Source organism: Cupriavidus sp. DB3 (genome assembly GCF_020418465.1).
GTDB lineage: Bacteria > Pseudomonadota > Gammaproteobacteria > Burkholderiales > Burkholderiaceae > Cupriavidus > Cupriavidus cauae.
The window spans coordinates 199,421-219,581 of sequence record NZ_JAIZPL010000008.1 but is presented as its reverse complement, the minus strand read 5'-3'; the positions used below and the strand labels follow the sequence as shown (position 1 = coordinate 219,581).

Here is a 20,161-nt window from a genome sequence, read left to right as displayed (position 1 = left end):
TACCGCAGCCAACTACGTCCCACCCTCGTCGATCCACCGCAGACATGACGCCGCATCGAACCCCCGCTCCCCGCGCCGCGGCCCCCGCCATGCCGCTCGCCACGCTGCGGGACGACGCGCGCGACTTCCTGCTGACCGACCGCGACTTTGACAAGGTGCGGGCGCTGATCCACCGCCGCGCCGGCATTTCGCTGGGCGCGCAGAAGCGCGAGATGGTCTACAGCCGGCTGGCACGCCGCCTGCGCGCGCTGCATCTGAACGACTTCGCCAGCTACCTGGCGCTGCTGGAAGGCGACGAGTATTCCGGCGAGTGGGAATTCTTCACCAACGCGCTGACCACCAACCTGACCTCGTTCTTCCGCGAGGCGCACCATTTCCCGCTGCTGGCCGAGCATGCCAAGCGGATCGGCCGGCCGTACTCGGTCTGGTGCGCGGCGGCATCGACCGGCGAGGAACCGTATTCGATCGCGATCACGCTGGCCGAGGCGCTCGGCGAGCGCGCCGCGACGGTGCTGGCCACCGACATCGACACCCAGGTGCTGGCCAAGGCGCGTACCGGCGTCTATTCGGCCGAGCAGGTCGCGCGGCTGTCGCAAGAACGGCTCAAGCGCTTCTTCCTGAAAGGCACCGGGCAGCGTGCCGGCCAGGTCAAGGTCAAGCCCGAGCTGGCTTCGACGATCGCCTTCGAACCGCTGAACCTGCTCGCGCCAGACTGGGGCATCCGCGAGCGCTTCGATGCGATCTTCTGCCGCAACGTGATGATCTATTTCGACAAGCCGACCCAGGGCCGCATCCTGGAGCGCTTCGTCCCGCTGCTCAAGCCGCATGGCCTGCTGTTCGCCGGCCATTCGGAGAACTTCTCCTACGTGACGCGCGCCTTCCAGCTGCGCGGGCAGACCGTCTACGAACTGGCGCCGGGCGCGGCCAGGGCCGGAGCCGCCTGATGCAGACGCCGCACCTGCCGGAGGCGATCGCCACCCGCACCTACTTCGACCGCGAGTTCGGCAAGCAAGCCATCAAGCTGCTGCCCAACGAGTACTACGTCACGCGCGAGGACGTGGTGCTGACCACGGTGCTCGGCTCCTGCGTGGCCGCCTGCATCCGCGACGAGAAGGCCGGCGTCGGCGGCATGAACCACTTCATGCTGCCGGACGACGAGAACGCCGGGCCCGACCGCGTGCTGTCGGCGTCCATGCGCTACGGCTGCTATGCGCTCGAGGTGCTGATCAACGAGCTGCTGAAGATGGGCGCGCGCCGCGAGCGGCTCGAGGCCAAGGTGTTCGGCGGCGGCGCGGTGCTGGCCAACATGACCACGCTGAACATCGGCGACCGCAACGCCGAGTTCGTGCTGCGCTATCTGAAGACCGAGGAGATCCGGGTCGCGGCGCAGGACCTGCGCGGACCGCACGCGCGCCGGGTCAGCTATTTCCCGCAGACGGGCCTGGCGCTGGTGCGCCGGCTGACGCGCCAGGACGACCAGGCGGTCGTCGAACGCAGCGAGCGCGCGCTGGCGCGCGCCATTTCCGCGACGCCGGTACGCGGCGGCGTCGAGCTGTTCGGGCGGCGCGGCACCGCTTCCACCGTTTCCTGAATTCGAAGGACCCGTTTTCGACATGACCGCCGCCGCCAAGATCAAGGTGCTCTGCGTGGACGACTCCGCGCTGATCCGCAGCCTGATGACGGAGATCATCAACAGCCAGCCCGACATGGAGGTGGTCGGCACCGCGCCGGACCCGCTGGTCGCGCGCGAGATGATCAAGCGCCTGAACCCCGATGTGCTGACGCTGGACGTCGAAATGCCGCGCATGGACGGCCTCGATTTCCTCGAGCGGCTGATGCGGCTGCGGCCGATGCCGGTGCTGATGGTGTCCTCGCTGACCGAGCGCGGGTCCGAGATCACGATGCGCGCGCTGGAACTGGGCGCGGTGGACTTCATCACCAAGCCCAAGCTCGGCATCCGCGACGGCCTGCTCGAATACACCGACACCATCGCCGACAAGCTGCGCGCCGCCTCGCGCGCGCGCCCGCGGCCGGCGGCGGCGCCCGGCGCCCAGCCCGCCGAGCCCGCGCCGATGCTGCGCACGCCGCTGCTGTCGACCGAGAAGCTGATCATCGTCGGCGCGTCCACCGGCGGCACCGAGGCCATCAAGGAATTCCTGATGCCGCTGCCGCCCGATGCGCCGGCGGTGCTGATCGTCCAGCATATGCCGGCCGGCTTCACGCGCTCGTTCGCGCAGCGGCTCGACGGCCTGTGCCGCATCAAGGTCAAGGAGGCCGAGCATGGCGAACGCGTGCTGCCGGGCTACGCCTATATCGCGCCGGGCGACCAGCATCTGCTGCTGGCGCGCAGCGGCGCCAACTATGTTGCGCACCTGTCGCAGGACCCGCCGGTCAACCGGCATCGGCCGTCGGTCGACGTGCTGTTCGATTCGGCCGCCGTGCATGCGGGCAAGAACGCCATCGGCGTGATCCTGACCGGCATGGGCCGCGACGGCGCGCGCGGCATGCTGCGGATGCGCGAGGCCGGCGCCTACAACCTGGCGCAGGACGAGCAGAGCTGCATCGTGTTCGGCATGCCGAAGGAGGCGATCGCCGCCGGCGGCGCGCACGAGGTGGTGCCGCTGTCCGCGATGAGCCAGCGCGTGATGGCACGGCTGGCGACCTTCGGCACACGCGCGCAGCGCGTTTGACAACCACGCGGACGCGGCGCGGCTGGCCTGCGCGGCGCGTCCGGATAGACGCAATCATCCACAACCGTAATGGAGCCGTAGAGTGGACAAGAACATGAAGATCCTGGTGGTCGACGACTTCCCGACCATGCGCCGCATCATCCGCAACCTGCTCAAGGAGCTGGGTTTCGCCAACGTCGAGGAAGCCGAAGACGGCGCCGCCGGCCTGGAGAAGGTCAAGGACGGCAGCTTCCAGTTCGTGGTCTCGGACTGGAACATGCCCAACATGGATGGCCTGACCATGCTGCAGGGCATTCGCGCCGATCCGGCCATTGCGAAGACGCCGGTGCTGATGGTGACGGCCGAGGCCAAGAAGGAAAACATCATCGCGGCGGCGCAGGCCGGCGCCAATGGCTATGTGGTCAAGCCGTTCACCGCGGCGACGCTGGACGAGAAGATCACCAAGATCTTCGAGAAGATCGCCAAGGAAGGGGCCTGAGGCAGCCGCTATGTCCACCACGTCGAATATCAATATCGAGTCCGCCGAGCAGATCATCCAGCGCATCGGCAGCCTGACGCGCATGCTGCGCGACAGCATGCGCGAACTGGGCCTGGACAAGGAGATCGAGCGCGCGGCGCAGGCTATCCCCGACGCGCGCGATCGCCTGAGCTACATCGCCAACATGACCGAGAAGGCGGCCGAGCGCACGCTGAACGCCGTCGAGCTGGCGCAGCCGATCCAGGCCGACCTGGAGAAGCACGCCGAGGCGCTCGACAAGCGTTGGGAGGACTGGTTTGCACGGCCGGTCGAACTGGCCGACGCGCGCGAGCTGGTGCTCGACACGCGCGCCTTCCTGACCGAGGTGCCGACGCAGGCCCGCGCCACCGGCAGCCATCTGCTCGACATCATGATGGCGCAGGACTTCCAGGATCTGACCGGCCAGGTCATCAAGAAGATGATGGACATGATCCAGACGCTGGAGCAGGAACTGCTGCAGATGCTGATCGACAATGTCCCGGCCGAGCGCCGCGTCGAGGCCGGCCCGGCCACGCTGATGAACGGACCGCAGGTCAATCCGGAAGGCAAGCACGACGTGGTATCGGACCAGTCGCAGGTCGACGATCTGCTGGCAAGCCTGGGGTTCTGAGCGGCCTGTCGCTGGGCTATTCCGGCAGGTCCTTTCGCTTGCCGGAGACCGCTGTGCCGTCGGGCCGGTCCGGGGCAAAATGCGCGCCGACATGATCGATGAAGCGGTGCCAGCGCGGGGCATCGCCGGGAATATTGTCGGCCAGTGTCGCCAGCAGACTGGCCTGATCCTGCGATGGGCATGTCTCGATGAGGCGCGGCCAGGCATCGAGGGTCGGTACCGGGGTCTTCTGTTGCTGGGCCTGGGCCGTGCGAGCGCGATCCAGTGCCGCCGCCACGGCGTCGAACGGCATTGTCGACGGCGGTGTCAGGTGCGGCTGCAACAATGTGCGCGCGCGCTTGTCCAGCCCGGGATAGAGGTGCTGCACCCGCTGCTCCAGCCTGCGGAACAGCGCGTCCCGCAGGCCGGCGGGCGCGGCCAGCACGCCCCGGATGGCCGCTTCGAAGGCCGATACGCCGCAAATCCAGCGAATCCGTTCGGCCAGGCGCAGGGGTTCGAGGATGTCGCGGTGCAGCGCAGCGTTCATGCCGCGGCAGCTCTGGCTCAGCGCAAAGGCGTCGGTCCGGCGCAGGTAGCGGGCCACATGGACCAGGATCTCCACGGGCATCGCGTCCAGCCGCCGCCGGCCGGCTTCGCCTTCCGGCTGGACAGTGGCGTCGGACGGGAGGGGAGCCGGAATGTCGGGCGTGGAACGCGGCGCGGGCAAGGGGAACAAGGTACCGAAAGGCATCGGGAAGCTCGAAGAAATGAGGAGGACGATGGGGTGGGTTGCTACCGTGCGCGGACGTCGACGCGTGCCCGTGGCCTCCGGCATGGGAGCGGCAGGTGAGCGGCAGGTGAGCGGCATTGGCATCGAACCCTCGACCAAAGCGGCGAACTTCGCGAGGGTCTTTCCGAATCGCGGCCGCATTACCGCTCTCGCTTGCGCCCTTGCCCACAAAAGAAAACCCGCACGCTGCCGTTAACTCGCTGACAGGACCGTTCCCCCGGCCTCCGCTGCGCAACCCCCCATCCCATCGCCCAAATAGCGCCGCAATCCCCCGCCTATTCGGCCTAATACCCGCCGCCGCCGACTCCGATAATCGACCCCGTCGAAGGGCGGCATGCCGCTTCGCCACGGAGCGGCCATGTCCGAAGAAAGCGATCTCGAAAAAACCGAACCCGCCTCACCCCGGCGCCTGGAAAAGGCGCGCGAGGAGGGGCAGGTGGTGCGTTCGCGCGAGCTCGGCACCTTCGTGATGCTGATGGCCGGCGTGGCCGGCCTGTGGGGGCTCGGCGGCATGCTGGGCCGCAAGCTCGATACCGTGATGCGCGCCGCGCTGTCGTTCGAGCCCGCCGTGGCCCACGATCCGGCCCGCATGCTGGCCGGCTTCGCGCAGCTGGTCTGGGAATCGCTGCTGGGCGTGCTGCCCCTGCTGCTGCTGTTTGCCGCCGCGGCGCTGCTGGCGCCGATGGTGCTGGGCGGCTGGCTGTTCTCGACCAAGTCGCTGCTGCCCGATTTCTCCCGGCTGTCTCCGTTCAAGGGGCTGGGCCGGCTGTTCTCGGCGCAGTCGCTGGTCGAGCTGACCAAGGCCGTCGCCAAGTCGCTGCTGGTGGGCGGCGTGGGTTTCTGGGTGCTGTGGCGCCATCTGCCGGATGCCGTGGCGCTGATGAACGCGCCGGTGCAGGAGGCGCTGCTGCGCCTGCTCGAACTGGTGCTGCTGTGCTGCGCGCTGGCCGCCGGTTCGCTGCTGCTGGTGGCGGGCATCGACGTGCCCTGGCAATTCTGGGACTACTTCAAGAAGCTGCGCATGACCAAGGAAGAGGTCAAGCAGGAGCACAAGGAAAGCGAGGGCAACCCGCACGTCAAGGGCCGCATCCGCCAGCTGCAACGCCAGATGGCGCGGCGCCGGATGATGGCCGAAGTGCCGAAGGCCGACGTGGTGGTCACCAACCCGACCCATTTCGCCGTGGCGCTGCGCTACGAGGAAGGCCGCATGGGCGCGCCCCGCGTGGTCGCAAAGGGCACCGAGGAGGTGGCCGCGCGCATTCGCGAGCTGGCCGCCGAGCATCGCGTGCCGATCCTGTCGGCGCCGCCGCTGGCGCGCGCGCTGCACCGCCATGTCGAACTGGGCCACGAGATCCCGTCCGGGCTGTACACCGCCGTGGCGGAAGTGCTGGCCTGGGTCTACCAACTGAAACACTGGCACCACGCCAACGGGCCGCTGCCCGAGGCCCCGACCGGCCTGCCGGTGCCCGATGAACTTGCCGTACCGGAAAGCCGCGCATGAATGCATTGAACTCGCTGTTCCGACTGACGGGCGGGCAGTCCGCCGGCCAGCTGAAGGCACTGGCCGGGCCGCTGCTGATCGTGATGATCCTCGGCATGATGGTGCTGCCGCTGCCGCCCTTCCTGCTCGATCTGCTGTTCACCTTCAATATCGCGCTGTCGATCATGGTGCTGCTGGTCGGCATGTACACGCAGCGTCCGCTGGACTTCGCCGCGTTTCCGGCCGTGCTGCTGTTCTCGACGCTGCTGCGGCTGTCGCTGAACGTCGCCTCCACGCGCGTGGTGCTGCTCGAGGGCCATACCGGCCCCGACGCGGCCGGCAAGGTCATCGAGGCCTTCGGCCACTTCCTGGTCGGCGGCAATTTCGCGGTCGGCATCGTGGTCTTCGCGATCCTGGTGGTGATCAACTTCATGGTGATCACCAAGGGCGCGGGCCGTATCGCCGAGGTCGGCGCGCGCTTCATGCTGGACGCGATGCCCGGCAAGCAGATGGCGATCGACGCGGATCTGAACGCGGGCCTGATCAACGAGGAAGGCGCGCGCAAGCGCCGCGCCGAGGTCGCGCAGGAATCGGATTTCTACGGCGCGATGGACGGTGCCAGCAAGTTCGTGCGCGGCGATGCGATCGCCGGCCTGCTGATCATGTTCATCAATGTCTTTGCCGGCATGGTGGTCGGCATGGTGCAGCATGACCTGGACTTCTCGACGGCGGTGCGCAACTACACGCTGCTGACCATTGGCGACGGCCTGGTCGCGCAGATTCCGGCGCTGGTGATCTCGACCGCCGCCGGTGTCATCGTCTCGCGCGTGTCGAACAACCAGGACGTCGGCGAGCAGCTGACCGGCCAGCTGTTTTCCGATCCGCGCGTGCTGTACATCACCGGCGGCATCATCGGTTTGCTCGGCATCATCCCCGGCATGCCGCACATCGCCTTCCTGCTGCTGGCGGGTGCGCTGATCTGGTTCGGCACCTATGTCGGCAAGCGCCAGCAGGCGGCCAGGCAGACCGCCAAGCGCGAAGAACGTGCGCCGGCGCTGGCCAACGAGAACACCGAGGCCACCTGGGACGACGTCACGCTGGTCGATCCGCTGGGCATGGAAGTCGGCTACCGGCTGATTCCGCTGGTCGATCGCGCGCAGAACGGCGAACTGCTGGGCCGCATCAAGAGCATCCGCAAGAAGGTGGCGCAGGAGATCGGCTTCCTGGTGCCGGTGGTCCATATCCGCGACAACCTGGAACTGAAGCCCAACGCCTACCGCATCACGCTCAAGGGCGTGGAGATCGGCTACGGCGAGGCCGTGCCCGGCCAGTGGATGGCGATCGACCCGGGCCAGGTCAGCGGCACGCTGCCCGGCACGCCGACGCGCGATCCGGCCTTCGGCCTGCCGGCGGTCTGGATCGACAGCGGCATCAAGGAACAGGCGCAGGCGCTCGGCTACACCGTGGTCGACGCCAGCACCGTGGTGGCCACGCACCTGAACCATCTGATCCATCAGCACGCGGCCGAACTGCTGGGCCGCCAGGAAGTGCAGCAGCTGCTGGACCGCATCGCCAAGGAATCGCCGAAGCTGACCGAGGACCTGGTGCCCAAGACGATCACGCTGACGGCGCTGCAGAAGGTGCTGCAGAACCTGCTGGACGAAAGCGTGCCGATCCGCGACATGCGCACCATCCTCGATGTGATCGCCGAGCATGCGCCGAAGATCAGCGACCCGAACGAGCTGACCGCGCTGGTGCGCATGGCGCTGGGCCGCGCGATCACGCAGCAGTGGTTCCCGAACGGCGCCGACCTGCAGGTGATCGGCCTGGATGCGGGCCTGGAGCGCGTGCTGTCGCAGGCTTTGAACTCGGGCGGCAGCATCGAGCCGGGCCTGGCCGATGCGCTGCTGCAGCAGGCGCAGGGGGCGGTGGCACGTCAGGAGCAGATGGGTCTCGATCCGGTGCTGCTGGTTCCGCATGCGCTGCGGCCGCTGCTGTCCCGCTTCCTGCGGCGGACCATGCCGCAGCTCAGGGTGCTGTCGCACGCCGAGGTGCCGGACAACCGCAATATCCGCATCACCGCGATGATCGGCGGCGCGGGCTGAGTCCGCCCGGTTTCGCGTTTCGCGGCGGTACCGATCAAGGCGAGGGCGCGCTCACCGTAGCGTTCACAGCGGCGTTCACAGCGGCTTTCACTGCGGCGCCCCCTTCCGTTTGCGCGAGCCCGTCGCAACGGCAACGTCCTCGGCGGGCAGCGCCCACATCTCGGCGAGCCACCGATCGCGCGATGGCTGGTCCTTCAGCAGGCGCTCGATCAGCGAACTGAGCATGAACGAAGACGAGGCGCGTGCATCGGCCGGCAGTGCCCGCACCGCGCTCTCCAGCAGCGGCAGCAGCGCGCGGGCGTCTGCTTCGTTGCGGCATCGCAATGCCACCGCGCGCAACACGTTGGCCACGATGCCGATGCCATGGTGCTGAAGCGGGGCAAGCTTCAAGGCCTCTTCCAGCAACCAGCGCGCACGCGGGACGCTCCACTGTTCGGCGCCCCAACGGCCCTGCATCGGTGACAGCGACAGCAGCACGGCGCCGCGATGGGCCAGCGGCAGCAGGGTCAGCATTTCCGACAGCGCGTTGAGCGCCTCGGCGAGCGTGCGAGGCATCCTCGCGCAGAGCAGCTCGCCCGGATCCGCGGCAACGTCATCCGATGCCTGCACAAAGACCCCCTGCGCCGGGTAGTCGAACAGCACGGTGGCCAGCTTGCTTGCAAGCATTCGCCGGGCGGCACGCGGCAGATCCTCCAGCTCGGCGATCTGCATGCGCCACCTGTGCGGCGTGATGTCGCGCGTGGTGGCCATCGCGGCGGACAGGCGGCCGCGCTCCTCCACAGGCAGCCGTACACCGATCCGGACCAGCGCGGCATGGTGCTGGGGCGGCAGCGGCGCCAGGCCGTGGCTGGCCAGTTCCAACAGGACCGGCAGCATGGCCCCCGGGTTCACGGCCGTCTCGGCGCAATGCGCCAGCGCATGCCAGCGGTTCTCCTGGATGTCGATGGGCAGGCAGGCGACCACGTTGGCCAGGTCGCTGTACACGGCCACGGCGTGCTCCGGCGGCACGGCCGCGGCGGCGACGAACACCTGATCCCATCGCGCGGCCATTCCCGGGTCGTCGGGCGGGGTGTAGCGCAGCACCCGCGCCAGCAACGTCACGCGCCATTCCCCGGGCAGCGCCTGGGCAGCCTGCGCGATCGCCTCGCGGATCGGTCTTTCCAGTTGGTTCGCTTCCGCCTCGTCGTCGTCGTCCAGGCCGTAGTCTTCCAGGCGGTTATGCTCGGCGAGCCGGCCGAGGATCATGGCGACGTCGGCCGGCGGCAGGTGCGAGCCCACGTAGCCGATGAACGCCTGCCAACGCGGGGCAAGCTGCGCCGGCCTGTCCGCCGGATCGGCATGGTCGCGATGCACGAATTCGGTGAGCTCGGCAAGGACGTTTCGCTGCGCGGGCAGCGGAAGGCGGCGCGTCAGCGATTCGATCTCGTCCCAAGCCTGCGCGAGCCGGGCGGCCTGATCACGGGGCGCGTCCCAGACCAGCCGTTTGGCCAGGTTCGCCAGCACGTTGGCGTGGTCCTCCGGCAAGGGCATGCCGGCAGCAGCCGAGTTTCGCACTGCTGCCAGCACAATGGCCTGCGCGTGCGCGTATTCGGCTTCCTGCTTCGGTATGCCATTGGCCATCAGGGCCAGCATCCGGCCGCGCGCGTTCGGCGGCAAGGCGGACACGATACGGCTCCATTGACCGACCGCCGGCAACGGCGTGCCTGCCGTGCCGAACCACCGCAACAGCAGGCGTACCCGTGTCTCCGGCGGCGAGGCGAGCACCCGCTCGAGTAATTCGCCATGGGCCTCCGTGCAGCTGCGCGCCTGGGCGAGACGCTCCCGCGCCGGGTCCTCGGCCGCATAGAGCTCATCCCACCAAGGCCTGGCGCACGCCTGCAGCTGGGGCGCCAGCAGCTCGCCCGACGGTTCCGTCAGCAGGGGGTGCAAGGCTTGCGCGCGCTGGGCAACGGCATGGAACAAGGCGGGGCGGCTTTCCGCCGGCGCCGCCAGCACGCCGCGAATCGCGCCCTGGACGCCGGTCAGGCTGTTGATCCAGCGGATCCGCTCGCCAAGGCGCAGCGGCTCGATGACGTCGCGGCGCAACGCCTCGAATATCGGCCAGCAGGCGCGGCCAAGGGCCAGCGCCGCATTCGGCCGCAGGTAGCCGGCGATGCGTACAAGGATCTCGGTGGGCAGCAACACCAGCCGCAGATCGTCGGCGCCACGCCTGTGGGCCCGCATGACGCCGGATGGCACGGTGGCAGTCGGGAGGCAGTCGCGCGGTGTCGAATCGCAGGGGCGGACGGACAAGGGGGGCGAGGTATCGAGCGGCATGGCGGGCTGGTCGCGATCGAGCGGTCGATCGGCGGGAATCGTGAAAAAGCAGCGAGTCTGTCAGGGGCGAACGGTCACCACTTCCAAAAAGATCCGCGCTGTCGACGCAACGGAGAGCCTTCCTTGCCGCCTGCCAGCCATCGTGGGCGAAATAAAACCGCATGGCTGCCGTTAACCGGTAATCAGACCGTGCTGCCGCGATTCGCCCGGCCGGCGGCACCGTCATCGTCCAAATAGCGCCGCAATCCCCCGCCTATTCGCCCTAATAGCGCCATGCCCCCGCTCGGATAATCGAGACGTCGAAGGGGCAGGCTGCCGCTTCGCCGAGCGGCGCGCGGCGACCACACGAGAGTCGCCCCACGGCCGCCGATTCGCCGGTGCACCGAAACACCGGCGCAGGGAAAGCGGGACGGCCGACCGTTCACCTCGATCCGAACCGCTTGCTTGCCGGCGGGCACATGGCCGCCGCGCAAGACGTTGTTCCGGCCCACCGTACCGGAGCCGGACCACCGGAAGATCGGAATCGTTGCCATACCGGCGTTGCCGCGGGAACCCACTGAATCAAGGGTCGCAAGACATGAGCGTAGCCAAATTTGTGGCGGCCACCGGCCGCGAAGCCTTGCGCCAGGTGCGCGAAGCCATGGGGCCGGACGCCGTGGTGCTGTCCAACCGCACCGTCGACGGCGGCGTGGAAATCGTGGCGATGCGCGATACCGATCTCGGTGCGATCTCCGACAGCGCGCCCCGGTTCCAGCCGCCGGTGCGCGAGCCGATCCAGGTCGCGGCCGCGGAAGACATCGACGGCATCCGCGGCGAATTGCAATCGATGCGCGCGCTGATCGAGCGGCAACTGTCGGGCATCGCGGTTCCCGCCGTGCCGGCCGCCGCCGCGGATCCGCTGCGCGAGTCGCTGTTCGAATGGCTGGTCGGCGCGGGCTTTTCCGCGCAACTGGCGCGCACGCTGCTGGCGCGGCTGCCGGCCGGCTACGACCGTCCGGCCGCGATGGGCTGGATCCGCCAGGAGATCGCCAGCAAGGTGCCGGTACTGGCCGACGAGGACGCGCTGTTCGGCCAGGGCGGCGTGCTGGCGCTGGTCGGGCCCACCGGGGTCGGCAAGACCACCACCACCGCCAAGCTGGCCGCGCGCTTCGTGCTCAAGCACGGCGCCGACAAGCTGGCGCTGCTGACCACCGACACCTTCCGTATCGGCGCGCACGAGCAGCTGCGCATCTATGGCGACATCCTTGGCGTGCCGGTGCATGCGGTCAAGGACGCGTCCGACCTGCGCCTCGCGCTGGGCGCGCTGTCGCAGAAGCATCTGGTCATCATCGATACCGTCGGCATGAGCCAGCGCGACCGCAATCTGTCCGAGCAGATCGCGATGCTGGCGGACGCGCCCGCGCCGGTGCAGCGCGTGCTGCTGCTCAACGGCGCCAGCCACGGCGATACGCTCAACGAGGTGGTGCACGCCTACCGCCACGACGCCGCGCCGGGCGCCGGCATCGACGGCTGCATCATCAGCAAGCTCGACGAGGCCACCCATCTGGGTTCGGTGCTCGATGTCGTGATCCGGCATCGGCTGCCGGTGTTCTACGCCTCGACCGGCCAGCGCGTGCCCGAACACTTGGAACTGGCGCGCGGCGACGCGCTGGTTGAGCGCGCCTTCCTGATGCCGCGGCGCGGTTCGGTGTTCGCCGACGCGCAGGCCGCACGGCGTGCGCTGGCTGCTCAAGGTGCGGACGACGCCGCCGATGCGTGCCGGGGCGCGAGCAACGAAGCGCACGACGTGCTGCGCTCGATCGCGGACAGCGGCCACGCCGTGGGCGCCTGCGTCAACGCACTGCGCGACGGCTCCTATGGCTTTGCGCTGCTGCGCGAGCTGTGGGCGAGCCGCGCGGCGCAGGCCGAGCTGCGTCCGCTGGTACGCCAGGTCCGCGATGCGATCTGCCAGGACGCAAGCCGCCATTGCGAACACTTCGTGCTGTCCGCCTCGGTGACGCTGCCCTGCGCGGTACCGGGCCGGCGCGCGCCGCAGCCGTGGCAACACACGCTGTGGCTTGGCGATCGCGACGGCATGCCGCTGATGGCCACCGTGACGCCGCTGGCGCGCGCGCAGCAGGCCGGCGGCTGGGACGCCGAGATGGCCGACTGGCGCGCCGCGCTGGCCGCGCGCCGTACCGTCGTCCATCTGCTCGACACGATGCCGGCCGGCGCCACGCTGCAACGCTGGCAGTCGAGCGGCGAGCGCTGGCTGGCGTCCGTGCGCAAGAGCGCGCGCGTGCTGTGCGATGGCACGGCATGGAAGCTCGACGCGCTGGCCGACACGCTGACCTTCCACGCGCAGGCCGAACTGCGCTGGCGCGACCGCGACGCGGTGCAATGGATGGCGCAGACCCGCGTGCGCGTGGTCGAAGGGCAGGCGCGCGCGGCGCGCGGCGCCACCAGCGAAGGCGGCATCGATGCCGTGCTGCTGGCAGTGCGTACCATCGAGCGCGACAGCGGGCAGACGCTGGCCGTCGACTATCTGCTGGCCGATCCGGCGCTGGCCGGGGCCGGCGCGCAGCTCGCCCAGTGGGCGCGCTGGGGCGATGCCGCGGCGCTGCAATGCCGCACGCTGCGCCATGCGCTGGACCACCTCGGCCGCCCGGCCGGCACCTCGCCGCAAGTGTTCGACGTCGACGCGCTGGTCGCGCTGCAGGCCGGCATGACCGCCTTGCGGCTGGCCCATGCGCCGGCCGCGGCGGCGATCGATTGCCTGGCCGGTCTGGCCGGCCGCGCCGCCGCCAGGGACGCGGCGCCGGGCGCCGCCGCGCTGCTCGAAGGCCTGGGCCGCCTGCTGGCCTTGCTCGACGTGCTGGAGAACTTCCCGGGCCGCAACGCCGCGCCAGCGTCCAATGCGGTGGCGAACGAGAAGAAGGCGGGGCTTGACGCCATCGCCGTCAACAACGCCCCCACGGACGCCGTGACTACCGCCGCCACCACTGCCGTCACTTCGGCTGCCACTTCGGCTGCCACTTCGGCTGCCACTTCGGCCGCCACTTCGGCCGCCAGGCATGCCACCACGGAACCGATGCTGGCGACGCCGGCCTTGCCGGAATCCGCCCAGCATCTGGCGCAACGGATGACGCAGACGGCCGCGGGCGCGCAAGCCAACGCGTCGGCCAGGTTCGACCTGGCCGCGCTCGGAGACTGACCCAACATGCTCGCCGTCGATCAGGCCGAAAGCCTGCGCCGCATGCTGGCGCCGCGCGCCACCCGCCGTATCGCCGTGCTGGGTTGCGAGCCCGGCGCCGGTGCGACCACGGTCGCGCTGGGGCTGGCCCATGCGCTGGCGTTGCAGGGCGAGCGCGTGCTGCTGGTCGATGAAGACCTGGCGCACGCGCGCGCCACGCGCCTTGCCGGCGCTTCGCCGTCGGGCACGCTGGCCCAGGTGCTCGCCGGCGCCATCGCGGCCGAGGCCGCGGTGGGGCGCCGCGAAGCCGGCATGCCGGCGCTGCTGCCCGGCGATGCGTCGGCGTGGGGCCCGCTGCAGGCGCTGCAGGGCTTTCGCACCGTCGTCAGCGATGCGCGTCTCGGCGCCGATGGCGCGCTGTCGCGCTTCTCCGGCGCCGCGCACAACCTGGTGGTGGTGATGCGGCCCGAACGCGAATCGCTGACCGCGGCGTATGCCTGCATCAAGCGGCTGCATCACCGCTATGCCTGCCGGCAGTTCGAGCTGGTCGTCAATGGCGCCGCCAGCGAAGCGTCGGCGATGGCGATCGCCGGCAATCTGGCGCGCACCGCGGGCCAGTACCTGGGCGTGCAGGCGCGCTGCGCCGGCGTGCTGCCCGCCGACCCGCTGGTCGCGCGCGGCACGGCGCTCTCGCGCGGCGTCGTCGATGCCTTCCCTGGCGCGCCGGCCACCGCCATGCTGCGCCGACTTGCCGCCAGCATCGCTGGCTGGCCTCTTTCACCCGATCCCGAACCGATGCCCGCCGCGGGCGCGCCGGGCGCAGCGACTGCTGCCGCCGGCGCCGCGCCGCCCGCATCGGCGATGGCCTGCTAGCACTCGCGAGAATTCCACCATGTACACGATCCAGGGAAAGCTCGAACAGACCGACACCGTCCAGACCCATGCGCCGCTGGTACGGCGCATTGCCCTGCAACTGGCGGCGAAGCTGCCGGCCAGCGTGCAACTGGACGACCTGATCCAGGCCGGCATGATCGGCCTGCTCGACGCCGCCCGCCGCTACGAAGACACCCACGGCGCGCGCTTCGAAACCTACGCCAGCCAGCGTATCCGCGGCGCGATGCTCGACGAGGTGCGCGCCAACGACTGGCAGTCCCGCAGCCTGCGCCAGTCGACGCGCCGGATCGAGCGGACCGTGCGCGCGCTGGAGCAGAAGCTCGGCCGCACGCCGCTGGACTCCGAGGTCGCCGAAGAACTGGAGATGCCGCTGGACGAATACCAGAGCATGCTCAACGAGGTCTATGGCTGCCAGCTGCTGCACTACGAGGATTTCGAGCGCTCCGGCGAGGAGGATTTCCTCGATCGCCACCTGACCGTCAGCGAGGACGGCAATCCGCTGACGCTGCTGATGGAGAGCGGCATGCGCGGCGCGTTGATCCGCGCGATCGAGCGCTTGCCCGAACGCGAGAAGCTGGTGCTGTCGCTGTGCTACGACCAGGAACTGAACCTGCGCGAGATCGGCGCGGTGCTCGAGGTCACGGAGTCGCGCGTGTGCCAGATCCGCAGCCAGGCGATCAACCGTCTGCGCAGCCAGTTGCGCGGGCTGCTGTGATGGATCGCATGCCAGCTCGCCCGGTCCGGTGGTGCCGCGCGCTGCGGCGCCCGATCTCCCGGCCGATGGTGGCGGTTGCAACGGTGGCCGCGGCGACGGTGGCGGCGATGATGGCGGCCCCCGTCGCCGCCTCGCCGCTGATCCACACCAACTTCGGCGGCGAGTCGCGCCATGCCTGGACCGCCTCGGTGGTGGCGCCCGCGCTGCATGGCCGCGGCGTGCGCGCCTTGTCGGCGCCTATCCTGCCCAGCGGCTATCTGACGCAGTCCGAAGGCGTGATCACCGCGGTGCGCTGGCGTTACCGTTTTGCGCGTGTGCCACCGCCAAATCTGCAAGCCTATCTCTGTAATGCCAATCGCTGCGTGCTGCTGCCCGGGGCCGAAGGCAAGACCGATGCCTTCCGCGGCGACGACGCCGACAAGGGCTTTGTGTTCGCGTTCCGCATACCGGGACAGGGCCCGCTGACCCCCGTGTTGCAAGGCCAGGCCAGCCAGGTCACGGTCAGCTATCGCTGATGGCGGGGGCCGCGGGGACGCGGCAAGGTGACCTCGAAGTCGCCGTCATGACGATGTGATTTGCGATGTTCTTGCCGGCCCGCTACGGGTGGCATTGAATGTGCTTGTTGCCTACCGAGAATATGGCAGCGAGACATCGAAATGAGCCCCAACCGAACCAGCGGTAATCGCATCCGCCTGCTGGAAAACGGCGACGAATATTTCCCGCGTGTGTTTGCCGCGATCGCCGCCGCGCAGACCAGCGTCCTGCTGGAAACCTTCATCCTGTTCGACGACCGCGTCGGCGTGGCGCTGCGCGAGGCCTTGATCGCCGCGGCCAGCCGCGGTGTGCATGTGGCGATCACCGTCGACGGCTACGGCTCGCCCGATCTGCCGCCGGAGTTCGTCTCCGGCATGGTCGCGGCCGGCGTGCGCTTCCATATCTTCGCGCCGCGCCGGCGGCTGCTGGGCGTGCGGACCAATCTGTTCCGCCGGCTGCATCGCAAGCTGGTCGCGATCGACGGGCGCATCGCCTTCATCGGCGGCATCAACTTCTCCGCGCAGCACCTGACCGATCACGGCCCGCAGGCCAAGCAGGACTATGCGGTCGAGGTCGAGGGGCCGGCCGCCGCCGAGGTACATCGCTTCCTCGTGCAGACGCTGCCGCCGGGCGATGTCGACGTGCCCTCCGTACCGCCCGCGCCGCCGGCCGGCAACATGGCCGCCTGGCTCGTCACGCGCGACAACGACGCGCATCCGACCGACATCGAATGGGAGTACCTGCAGGCGATCCGCGCCGCGCGGCATCAGGTGGTGATCGCCAACGCCTACTTCCTGCCCGGCTATCGCCTGCTGCATGCGATCTGCGAGGCGGCGCAGCGTGGCGTCGACGTGCGACTGATCCTGCAGGGCAATCCCGACATGCTGTGGGTCAAGCGCATGGCCGACATGCTGTACGCCCATCTGCAGGACGCCGGCGTGCGCATCTTCGAGTATTGCGAGCGGCCGCTGCACGGCAAGGTTGCCGTGATCGACCGCGACTGGTCCACCGTCGGCTCCAGCAACCTGGATCCGCTGAGCCTGTCGCTGAATCTCGAGGCCAATCTGGTGATCCGCGACGCCGGCTTCGCGCGCGAGCTGCGCGCCAACCTCGACACGCTGATGGCCAATGCCTGCCGCGAGATCCCGCCCGATCGCGAGACGCCGCGCGCGCCGCTGCAACTGGCGGCCACCACGCTGATGTTCCACTTCCTGCGCCGCTTCCCCGCGTGGGCCGGCTGGCTGCCGGCGCACACGCCGAAGCTGGTGGTGGCCACCGCCGAGCCCCCGCGCCGGCCCTGGCGATTTCCCATCCTGAAGCGGGGCGCCGAATAGATGACGGCAAGACAGGCGAGTCATCCCACGGGAGCACGGCGGCGCAGCCGCTGGGCGCAGGTGCGCCGCATACTCGGCATCGCCTTCGTGGCGCTGGTGGTGGTGCTGGTGGTCAGGAAGCTGGCCGAGGTCGAATGGGCCGAGGTCTGGGTCACGCTGCAGGAATACGACTACCGCACGCTGACGCCGGCGGTGCTGCTGGTGATGCTCAGCTATTTCTGGCATTCGGCGTTCGACCTGCTGGGCCGCTGGTATGCGCGGCATCGGCTGTCGTCGCCGCGCGTGCTGGTGATTGCCTTCGTCAGCTATGCCTTCAACCTGAACCTGGGCGCGCTGGTCGGCGGCCTCGGCATTCGCTACCGGCTCTATTCGGGGGCGGGACTGTCGGGCGCACAGATCGCCTCGGTCTATACCATCGGCGTGGTCAGCAACTGGATCGGCTATCTGGCGCTGCTCGGCGCGGTGCTGGCCGCGCGCACGGTGGTGCTGCCGGTCGAATGGGGGCTCAATGCCACGTTGCTGCAGATCGCCGGATTTGCGCTGCTGGGCGTGGTCGCCGCGTATCTGGTCGCCTGCGCCAAGGCCAGGCGGCGCCGCTGGACGGTACGCGGGCATGCCTTCCATCTGCCGCCGCTGCGCTTCGCGGTGATGCAGTGCGCGCTGTCGATCACCAACTGGCTGACCATCTCGGCCATCATCCAGACCCTGCTGCCGTCGTCGGTGCCGCTGCTGGTGGTGCTGGGCGTGGTGCTGATCGGCAGCATCGCCGGGGCGGTGGCCCATATCCCGGCGGGCCTGGGCGTGCTGGAGACCGTGTTCGTGGTGCTGCTGGGCGACCGCGTCCCGCACCACGCACTGCTGGCGGCGCTGCTGGCCTATCGGGCGATGTACTACCTGTTGCCGATGCTGCCGGCGACGGTGGGATATTTCCTGCTGGAGGCGCGCGGACGGCGCGCCAGCACGGTCGAGCCGACCGCGTGAGGGAAGGGCGGACGCTTTAGCCGCTGGCCAGGCTGACGCCGCGCGGGCCGGCTTGCGCGCGGCCGTTGCGGCCGTAGACCGTCGCCGTGTCGCCGCGCTGGCGCAGCGTCTGCAGCGCGTCCTGCGTGTATTCCAGATGCGCGGACACCACGGCCCCGCTCAGCGCATTGGCCTCGGCCGCGCCGCGCGCGGTCAGCACCAGCGTGCGCCACGCGGTGGCGACGCCTTCGTCGATATGCAGTCCCACCAGCTGCCGGCCGCCGCCCACGCGAATGCCGAGCGCGGCCATCTGCGCCTGGCGCGCGGTGCCCAGCTGGGCGATCTGCTGTGCCAGTTCCTGCTTGTGCTGCACCAGCTCGCCCAGCGACTGGAAGTCGCCGGTGCGAATCGCGTTCCGTTCCTGCTGCAGGGCATCGACAAAGGCCGCGATGGCTTGCGTTTCGTGCTGCATGCTGGCGATCAGGGCTTGGCTCATGGGCGCGAAGTCGAAGGAAGTCGGTGGGGAATCGGGGGCCGGGCGGCGCGGATATCGGGATCGAACGCAGGATCGACGCAGGATCAACGCGATATCGATGCCTGCTCAGCGGCCGTTGTCCTGCGTCAGTTCGCGCAGCGTGGCCAGCAGACCGTCGGCGATCTTGCTGGGGTCCATCTTCAGGCGGCCCTCGGCGATGGCCTGGCGGATCTCGTCCACCTTGGCCTGGTCGATATCGCCGTCGGCCTCATGGGCGAGGCGCGTGCCGATATCGCGAACCTGGGTACCCAGCGGGCTCATGGTCAGGCCGCCCGCGGCCGGTGCGGCGCCCGCAACGGGGCTCGACGCGGTGCGTCCAGTGCTTTCAGCGGCACCTTCGCCGGTGCGCGGCAGAGTCGATTGGTGGATCTTCACGGGATGTCCTTGCTGGGTTTGCTCAGCTTAACGGCGCGGGGTCGCCAAACTTTAGGACGCGAATTGTGACACGCTGTAACGAAGTCGGGGGCTTGGGGGCTATTGCTGCAGCACCACCGTGTCCGCGTCCCGGACCAGCCCGTTGACCACCTGGCCGCTCTTGAGCCGCACCTGCACGGTATTGCCCGCGGCGGCGTCGGCCAGGATCTTGCCCTCGCTGCGGATCTGGAAGGCCTCGCCTTCGATGGTCACCGAGACCATCTGGCCCTGCTTGACCGCGATCGCCTTCCTGACCATGTCCATCCGCAGCGGCGAGCCGGCGGCGATCCGGTTGGCCGTGACCGCGCCTTCGAGCTGGGCCGGGTCGGTGACGACCGCGCGCGGCAGGCCGGCCAGATCGCCCTGGCGCTGTTCCAGGTCGGCCGGACCGATCGGCTGGCCGGGCGCCAGCGCATGCGCGGCGACATAGTAATCGGCCACCACCGAGACGCGCGCCTGGACGTAGCGTGTCCACGGCCGCTCGCCGCCGCAGCGCACGCCGACCGAGACGCGGCCCCAGGCCGCCGCGCCGCCCGGCAGGAACGGCTGCGGCGACACGCATTCGCGCGCGCGCCCGCCCGACGGCGGCACCACCTGGATGCTGGCCTTGCCCGGCAGCCCGGCGGTCTCGCGCAGCAGGAACTGCTCGACCGCGACGCGCACCGGATCATCGGTGAACGGCGACGGCTGCGCAGCGTGCGGCGGCGCGGAGGACGAGGGCGCGGGCGGCACGGGCGTCGTCGTGGCGGTCGCCGCCAGCGCGGCGGTGCAATGCAGCGCCGCGCAGAGCGCCACCAAGGCGAGGCGGGCCGGTGCCGATCGGTTCGAGCGATGGTGCGAGCGACGGAGCGAGCAGCGGGGCGAGCTGGACATGGCGTGATCCCGGCAGGCGGAGCGAAAAAGAAAACGGGGAAGCCGGGCGCAGGCACGCGCGTAGCGCGTGTGGGGGCGCGTGTAGACGCGATGAGCCCGGCAACGAGACCTCATTGTAGGCAGCGGCCCGCGCGCCCTCGGCCCGAAATGCGCAGATTTCCCCGTCCTATTCGTCCGATTGCACTGGCCACCCGCCACCTAAGATGGCACCCGTAAAGAAGGCCGGGTCCATTCCCGGCCGCC

18 protein-coding genes are annotated in these 20,161 nt (G+C 69.5%); 13 read left to right on the top strand and 5 right to left on the bottom strand.

From position 1 onward, the window contains the following. Positions 1–44: 44 nt before the first annotated feature. The 5 genes from K7G19_RS23320 to cheZ all read left to right on the top strand — a co-directional run bounded on the left by K7G19_RS23320 (position 45) and on the right by cheZ (position 3,817). Positions 45–944 (top strand): CheR family methyltransferase, encoded by a 900-nt coding sequence (locus K7G19_RS23320; protein ID WP_150084769.1) that lies wholly within the window; start codon positions 45–47, stop codon positions 942–944. Continuing rightward, positions 944–1,591, top strand: a complete 648-nt coding sequence (gene cheD, locus K7G19_RS23315; RefSeq protein WP_226109398.1) for a chemoreceptor glutamine deamidase CheD — start codon at positions 944–946, stop codon at positions 1,589–1,591. Before K7G19_RS23320 ends, cheD begins: the two co-directional genes overlap by 1 nt. Positions 1,592–1,613: 22 nt before the next feature. Next, on the top strand, positions 1,614–2,690 hold the full coding sequence (locus K7G19_RS23310) for a chemotaxis response regulator protein-glutamate methylesterase (protein WP_226109396.1): 1,077 nt from the start codon (positions 1,614–1,616) through the stop codon (positions 2,688–2,690). 82 nt (positions 2,691–2,772) lie between these two features. Then, on the top strand, positions 2,773–3,168 hold the full coding sequence (gene cheY / locus K7G19_RS23305) for a chemotaxis response regulator CheY (protein WP_006577576.1): 396 nt from the start codon (positions 2,773–2,775) through the stop codon (positions 3,166–3,168). A 10-nt stretch (positions 3,169–3,178) separates the two neighbouring features. Continuing rightward, positions 3,179–3,817, top strand: a complete 639-nt coding sequence (gene cheZ / locus K7G19_RS23300) for a protein phosphatase CheZ (RefSeq protein ID WP_149319450.1) — start codon at positions 3,179–3,181, stop codon at positions 3,815–3,817. Positions 3,818–3,833: 16 nt separating this feature from the next. Here cheZ and K7G19_RS23295 read toward each other — a convergent pair whose 3' ends face one another. Continuing rightward, a complete protein-coding gene (locus K7G19_RS23295; RefSeq protein ID WP_149319451.1) occupies positions 3,834–4,547 on the bottom strand; it encodes an F-box protein in 714 nt (237 codons plus the stop codon). Positions 4,548–4,944: 397 nt separating this feature from the next. On the opposite strand from K7G19_RS23295, the gene flhB reads away from it, so the two are divergent. Both flhB and flhA read left to right on the top strand, forming a co-directional pair. Next, positions 4,945–6,087 (top strand): flagellar biosynthesis protein FlhB, encoded by a 1,143-nt coding sequence (flhB, locus tag K7G19_RS23290; protein ID WP_150084627.1) that lies wholly within the window; start codon positions 4,945–4,947, stop codon positions 6,085–6,087. Then, positions 6,084–8,171, top strand: a complete 2,088-nt coding sequence (flhA, locus tag K7G19_RS23285) for a flagellar biosynthesis protein FlhA (protein WP_226109394.1) — start codon at positions 6,084–6,086, stop codon at positions 8,169–8,171. Before flhB ends, flhA begins: the two co-directional genes overlap by 4 nt. A gap of 87 nt (positions 8,172–8,258) precedes the next feature. Here flhA and K7G19_RS23280 read toward each other — a convergent pair whose 3' ends face one another. Beyond that, positions 8,259–10,487 (bottom strand): hypothetical protein, encoded by a 2,229-nt coding sequence (locus K7G19_RS23280; RefSeq protein ID WP_226109392.1) that lies wholly within the window; start codon positions 10,485–10,487, stop codon positions 8,259–8,261. A gap of 577 nt (positions 10,488–11,064) precedes the next feature. Here K7G19_RS23280 and flhF point away from each other — a divergent pair. The 6 genes from flhF to K7G19_RS23250 all read left to right on the top strand — a co-directional run bounded on the left by flhF (position 11,065) and on the right by K7G19_RS23250 (position 18,117). Beyond that, entirely contained in the window at positions 11,065–13,680 is a 2,616-nt protein-coding gene (gene flhF, locus K7G19_RS23275; protein WP_226109390.1) for a flagellar biosynthesis protein FlhF, read from the top strand. Between the two features lie 6 nt (positions 13,681–13,686). Then, positions 13,687–14,532 carry a flagellar biosynthesis protein FlhG gene (locus K7G19_RS23270; RefSeq protein ID WP_226109389.1) on the top strand — a complete coding sequence of 282 codons (846 nt, stop codon included), beginning with the start codon at positions 13,687–13,689 and terminating at the stop codon, positions 14,530–14,532. Positions 14,533–14,551: 19 nt separating this feature from the next. Then, positions 14,552–15,268 carry an RNA polymerase sigma factor FliA gene (locus K7G19_RS23265; RefSeq protein WP_053824398.1) on the top strand — a complete coding sequence of 239 codons (717 nt, stop codon included), beginning with the start codon at positions 14,552–14,554 and terminating at the stop codon, positions 15,266–15,268. Positions 15,269–15,378: 110 nt separating this feature from the next. Beyond that, positions 15,379–15,783, top strand: coding sequence for a flagellar protein FlhE (locus K7G19_RS23260; protein ID WP_370639593.1), 405 nt, complete (start codon positions 15,379–15,381; stop codon positions 15,781–15,783). 141 nt (positions 15,784–15,924) lie between these two features. Continuing rightward, the gene (gene clsB, locus K7G19_RS23255; RefSeq protein ID WP_149319457.1) at positions 15,925–17,136 is read left to right on the top strand and encodes a cardiolipin synthase ClsB; all 1,212 of its coding nucleotides are present in this window, start codon (positions 15,925–15,927) and stop codon (positions 17,134–17,136) included. A gap of 60 nt (positions 17,137–17,196) precedes the next feature. Beyond that, a complete protein-coding gene (locus K7G19_RS23250; protein ID WP_226109388.1) occupies positions 17,197–18,117 on the top strand; it encodes a lysylphosphatidylglycerol synthase domain-containing protein in 921 nt (306 codons plus the stop codon). A 16-nt stretch (positions 18,118–18,133) separates the two neighbouring features. Here K7G19_RS23250 and K7G19_RS23245 read toward each other — a convergent pair whose 3' ends face one another. The 3 genes from K7G19_RS23245 to flgA all read right to left on the bottom strand — a co-directional run bounded on the left by K7G19_RS23245 (position 18,134) and on the right by flgA (position 19,918). Continuing rightward, positions 18,134–18,592 (bottom strand): flagella synthesis protein FlgN, encoded by a 459-nt coding sequence (locus K7G19_RS23245; RefSeq protein ID WP_150084622.1) that lies wholly within the window; start codon positions 18,590–18,592, stop codon positions 18,134–18,136. Between the two features lie 105 nt (positions 18,593–18,697). Then, complete coding sequence (gene flgM, locus K7G19_RS23240; protein ID WP_149319459.1) at positions 18,698–19,006, bottom strand: flagellar biosynthesis anti-sigma factor FlgM; 309 nt, start codon at positions 19,004–19,006, stop codon at positions 18,698–18,700. Positions 19,007–19,105: 99 nt separating this feature from the next. Further along, entirely contained in the window at positions 19,106–19,918 is an 813-nt protein-coding gene (gene flgA, locus K7G19_RS23235; RefSeq protein WP_226109387.1) for a flagellar basal body P-ring formation chaperone FlgA, read from the bottom strand. Positions 19,919–20,161 lie beyond the last annotated feature (243 nt).

Coding starts and splice junctions, on each gene's coding strand:
- K7G19_RS23260 (WP_370639593.1), top strand. CDS start 15,379: ATGGCGGCCCCCGTCGCCGCCTCGCCGCTGATCCACACCAACTTCGGC.
- K7G19_RS23270 (WP_226109389.1), top strand. CDS start 13,687: ATGCTCGCCGTCGATCAGGCCGAAAGCCTGCGCCGCATGCTGGCGCCG.
- flhB (WP_150084627.1), top strand. CDS start 4,945: ATGTCCGAAGAAAGCGATCTCGAAAAAACCGAACCCGCCTCACCCCGG.
- K7G19_RS23265 (WP_053824398.1), top strand. CDS start 14,552: ATGTACACGATCCAGGGAAAGCTCGAACAGACCGACACCGTCCAGACC.
- K7G19_RS23320 (WP_150084769.1), top strand. CDS start 45: ATGACGCCGCATCGAACCCCCGCTCCCCGCGCCGCGGCCCCCGCCATG.
- flgA (WP_226109387.1), bottom strand. CDS start 19,918: ATGTCCAGCTCGCCCCGCTGCTCGCTCCGTCGCTCGCACCATCGCTCG.
- K7G19_RS23280 (WP_226109392.1), bottom strand. CDS start 10,487: ATGCCGCTCGATACCTCGCCCCCCTTGTCCGTCCGCCCCTGCGATTCG.
- K7G19_RS23310 (WP_226109396.1), top strand. CDS start 1,614: ATGACCGCCGCCGCCAAGATCAAGGTGCTCTGCGTGGACGACTCCGCG.
- K7G19_RS23245 (WP_150084622.1), bottom strand. CDS start 18,592: ATGAGCCAAGCCCTGATCGCCAGCATGCAGCACGAAACGCAAGCCATC.
- flhF (WP_226109390.1), top strand. CDS start 11,065: ATGAGCGTAGCCAAATTTGTGGCGGCCACCGGCCGCGAAGCCTTGCGC.
- cheD (WP_226109398.1), top strand. CDS start 944: ATGCAGACGCCGCACCTGCCGGAGGCGATCGCCACCCGCACCTACTTC.
- cheZ (WP_149319450.1), top strand. CDS start 3,179: ATGTCCACCACGTCGAATATCAATATCGAGTCCGCCGAGCAGATCATC.
- K7G19_RS23295 (WP_149319451.1), bottom strand. CDS start 4,547: ATGCCTTTCGGTACCTTGTTCCCCTTGCCCGCGCCGCGTTCCACGCCC.
- flhA (WP_226109394.1), top strand. CDS start 6,084: ATGAATGCATTGAACTCGCTGTTCCGACTGACGGGCGGGCAGTCCGCC.
- clsB (WP_149319457.1), top strand. CDS start 15,925: ATGAGCCCCAACCGAACCAGCGGTAATCGCATCCGCCTGCTGGAAAAC.